2 rRNA genes are annotated in these 3,375 nt (G+C 56.4%); both read left to right on the top strand.

Going from position 1 to position 3,375, the window contains the following annotated elements:
• Positions 1-56: 56 nt before the first annotated feature.
• Positions 57-3,166 (top strand): 23S ribosomal RNA (locus ACLQ26_RS32950).
• Positions 3,167-3,252: 86 nt separating this feature from the next.
• Positions 3,253-3,369 (top strand): 5S ribosomal RNA (gene rrf, locus ACLQ26_RS32945).
• Positions 3,370-3,375: the final 6 nt, after the last annotated feature.

The following is a 3,375-nucleotide window of genomic DNA, read 5'->3' as shown; positions in this document are numbered from 1 at the left end:
CGGGTTGTGGGTTGGTCGTTTGTTGAGAATTGCACAGTGGACGCGAGCATCTTTGTGGTCAAGTTGTCAAGGGCGAACGGTGAATGCCTTGGCACCAGGAGCCGATGAAGGACGTGGGAGGCCGCGATAGGCCTGGGGGAGCTGTCAACCAAGCTGTGATCCCAGGGTGTCCGAATGGGGAAACCTGGCACCAGTCATGTGGTGTCACCCACACCTGAACACATAGGGTGTGTGGAGGGAACGCGGGGAAGTGAAACATCTCAGTACCCGTAGGAAGAGAAAACAAATTTAGTGATTCCGTGAGTAGTGGCGAGCGAAAGCGGATTGAGGCTAAACCGGCTGCGTGTGATACCTGTCAGGGGTTGCGTGGTCGGGGTTGTGGGACCCTGCTAAACAAGCTGACACTTGTTTGAGAAGTTACAAAGTTAGTGGCTAGTCGAACAGTCTGGAATGGCTGACCGTAGACGGTGAGAGTCCGGTAGGTGAAAGTTGCTGACCTTCTGTGGGTGTTCCCGAGTAGCGGCGGACCCCTGAAATCTGCCGTGAATCTGCCAGGACCACCTGGTAAGCCTAAATACTTCCTGGTGACCGATAGCGGACAAGTACCGTGAGGGAATGGTGAAAAGTACCCCGGGAGGGGAGTGAAATAGTACCTGAAACCGTTCGCCTACAATCCGTCGGAGCCTTGCGGGGTGACGGCGTGCCTTTTGAAGAATGAGCCTGCGAGTTAGTGGCATGTGGCGAGGTTAACCCGTGTGGGGGAGCCGTAGCGAAAGCGAGTCTGAATAGGGCGATTCAGTCGCGTGTCCTAGACCCGAAGCGGAGTGATCTAGCCATGGGCAGGCTGAAGCGCGGGTAAGACCGCGTGGAGGGCCGAACCCACCAATGTTGAAAAATTGGGGGATGACCTGTGGTTAGGGGTGAAAGGCCAATCAAACTCCGTGATAGCTGGTTCTCCCCGAAATGCATTTAGGTGCAGCGTCGCGTGTTTCTTGCCGGAGGTAGAGCACTGGATGGTCTAGGGGGCCCACAAGCTTACCGAAATCAGCCAAACTCCGAATGCCGGTAAGTGAGAGCGCGGCAGTGAGACTGCGGGGGATAAGCTTCGTAGTCGAGAGGGAAACAGCCCAGATCACCAGCTAAGGCCCCTAAGCGTGTGCTAAGTGGAAAAGGATGTGGGGTCGCATAGACAACCAGGAGGTTGGCTTAGAAGCAGCCACCCTTTAAAGAGTGCGTAATAGCTCACTGGTCAAGTGGTTCCGCGCCGACAATGTAGCGGGGCTCAAGCACACCGCCGAAGCTGTGGCATTCACATTTTATCCTCGCTTGGACTTGATTCCTTGTGCAGGTGTGTGGATGGGTAGGGGAGCGTCGTGCCGCGAGTGAAGCAGCGGGGTGACCCAGTTGTGGACGCGGCACGAGTGAGAATGCAGGCATGAGTAGCGAAAGAAGGGTGAGAAACCCTTCCGCCGGATGACCAAGGGTTCCAGGGCCAGGCTAATCCGCCCTGGGTGAGTCGGGACCTAAGGCGAGGCCGAGAGGCGTAGTCGATGGACAACGGGTTGATATTCCCGTACCCGCGAAAGAGCGTCCCTGATGAACCTCGTTGTGCTAACCACCCGAGCTGCCTGATGTCTTCGGACGGATGGTGGGGAGCGTGGGAACCTGATGGGTAGTAGTCAAGCGATGGGGTGACGCAGGAAGGTAGCTGAGCCCGGCCGGTGGTTGTGCCGGGGTAAGCGTGTAGGCCGTGTCGTAGGCAAATCCGCGACACATTGAGGCTGAGACGTGATGCCGAGCCGATTCAGGTGAAGTCAGTGATCCTATGCTGCCGAGAAAAGCCTCTAGCGAGTTCTTAGCGGCCCGTACCCCAAACCGACACAGGTGGTCAGGTAGAGAATACCGAGGCGATCGGGCGAACTGTGGTTAAGGAACTCGGCAAATTGCCCCCGTAACTTAGGGAGAAGGGGGGCCGGAGACGTGAAGCCCCGCGCGGGTGGAGCGTTGTATGGCCGCAGAGAGCAGGGGGAAGCGACTGTTTACTAAAAACACAGGTCCATGCGAAGAAGTAATTCGATGTATATGGACTGACGCCTGCCCGGTGCTGGAACGTTAAGGGGACCTGTTAGCTCTTCGGGGCGAAGCGGAGAACTTAAGCGCCAGTAAACGGCGGTGGTAACTATAACCATCCTAAGGTAGCGAAATTCCTTGTCGGGTAAGTTCCGACCTGCACGAATGGCGTAACGACTTCCCCACTGTCTCAACCACAGGCCCGGCGAAATTGCAGTACGAGTAAAGATGCTCGTTACGCGCGGCAGGACGGAAAGACCCCGGGACCTTTACTATAGCTTGACATTGGTACTCGAATTAGCTTGTGTAGGATAGGTGGGAGCCGGTGAAGTCCATACGCCAGTATGGGTGGAGGCAATCTTGAAATACCACTCTGGTTGATTTGGGTATCTAACTTCGGACCGTTATCCGGTTCAGGGACAGTGTCTGGTGGGTAGTTTAACTGGGGCGGTTGCCTCCTAAAGGGTAACGGAGGCGCCCAAAGGTTCCCTCAGCCTGGTTGGCAATCAGGTGTTGAGTGCAAGTACACAAGGGAGCTTGACTGTGAGACTGACAGGTCGAGCAGGGACGAAAGTCGGGACTAGTGATCCGGCACTTGCGAGTGGAAGCGGTGTCGCTCAACGGATAAAAGGTACCCCGGGGATAACAGGCTGATCTTCCCCAAGAGTCCATATCGACGGGATGGTTTGGCACCTCGATGTCGGCTCGTCGCATCCTGGGGCTGTAGCAGGTCCCAAGGGTTGGGCTGTTCGCCCATTAAAGCGGTACGCGAGCTGGGTTTAGAACGTCGTGAGACAGTTCGGTCCCTATCCGCCGTGCGCGTAGGATACTTGAGAAGGGCTGTCCCTAGTACGAGAGGACCGGGACGGACGAACCTCTGGTGTGCCAGTTGTCCCGCCAGGGGCACGGCTGGTTAGCTACGTTCGGAAGGGATAACCGCTGAAAGCATCTAAGCGGGAAGCCTGCTTCAAGATGAGGTATCCCACCCACTATGTGGGGTAAGGCCCCCAGCTAGACGACTGGGTTGATAGGCCGGAAATGTAAGCCCGGTAACGGGTTCAGTTGACCGGTACTAATAGGCCGAGGACTTGACTACTAAGCTGCTACGCGTCCACTGTGCAACTCTGAACAAGCGAACACCCGTGACTATGGTGCCGGGGTTGTTTGATATGTTCATAGAGTTACGGCGGTCATGGCGGAGGGGAAACGCCCGGTTACATTCCGAACCCGGAAGCTAAGCCCTCCAGCGCCGATGGTACTGCACTCGTGAGGGTGTGGGAGAGTAGGACACCGCCGGACAATCTT

The organism is Micromonospora sp. DT43, from assembly GCF_049841645.1.
Lineage (GTDB): Bacteria > Actinomycetota > Actinomycetes > Mycobacteriales > Micromonosporaceae > Micromonospora.
The sequence above is the reverse complement of the archived record's forward strand: the minus strand, read 5'-3'. Positions and strand labels throughout refer to the sequence as shown.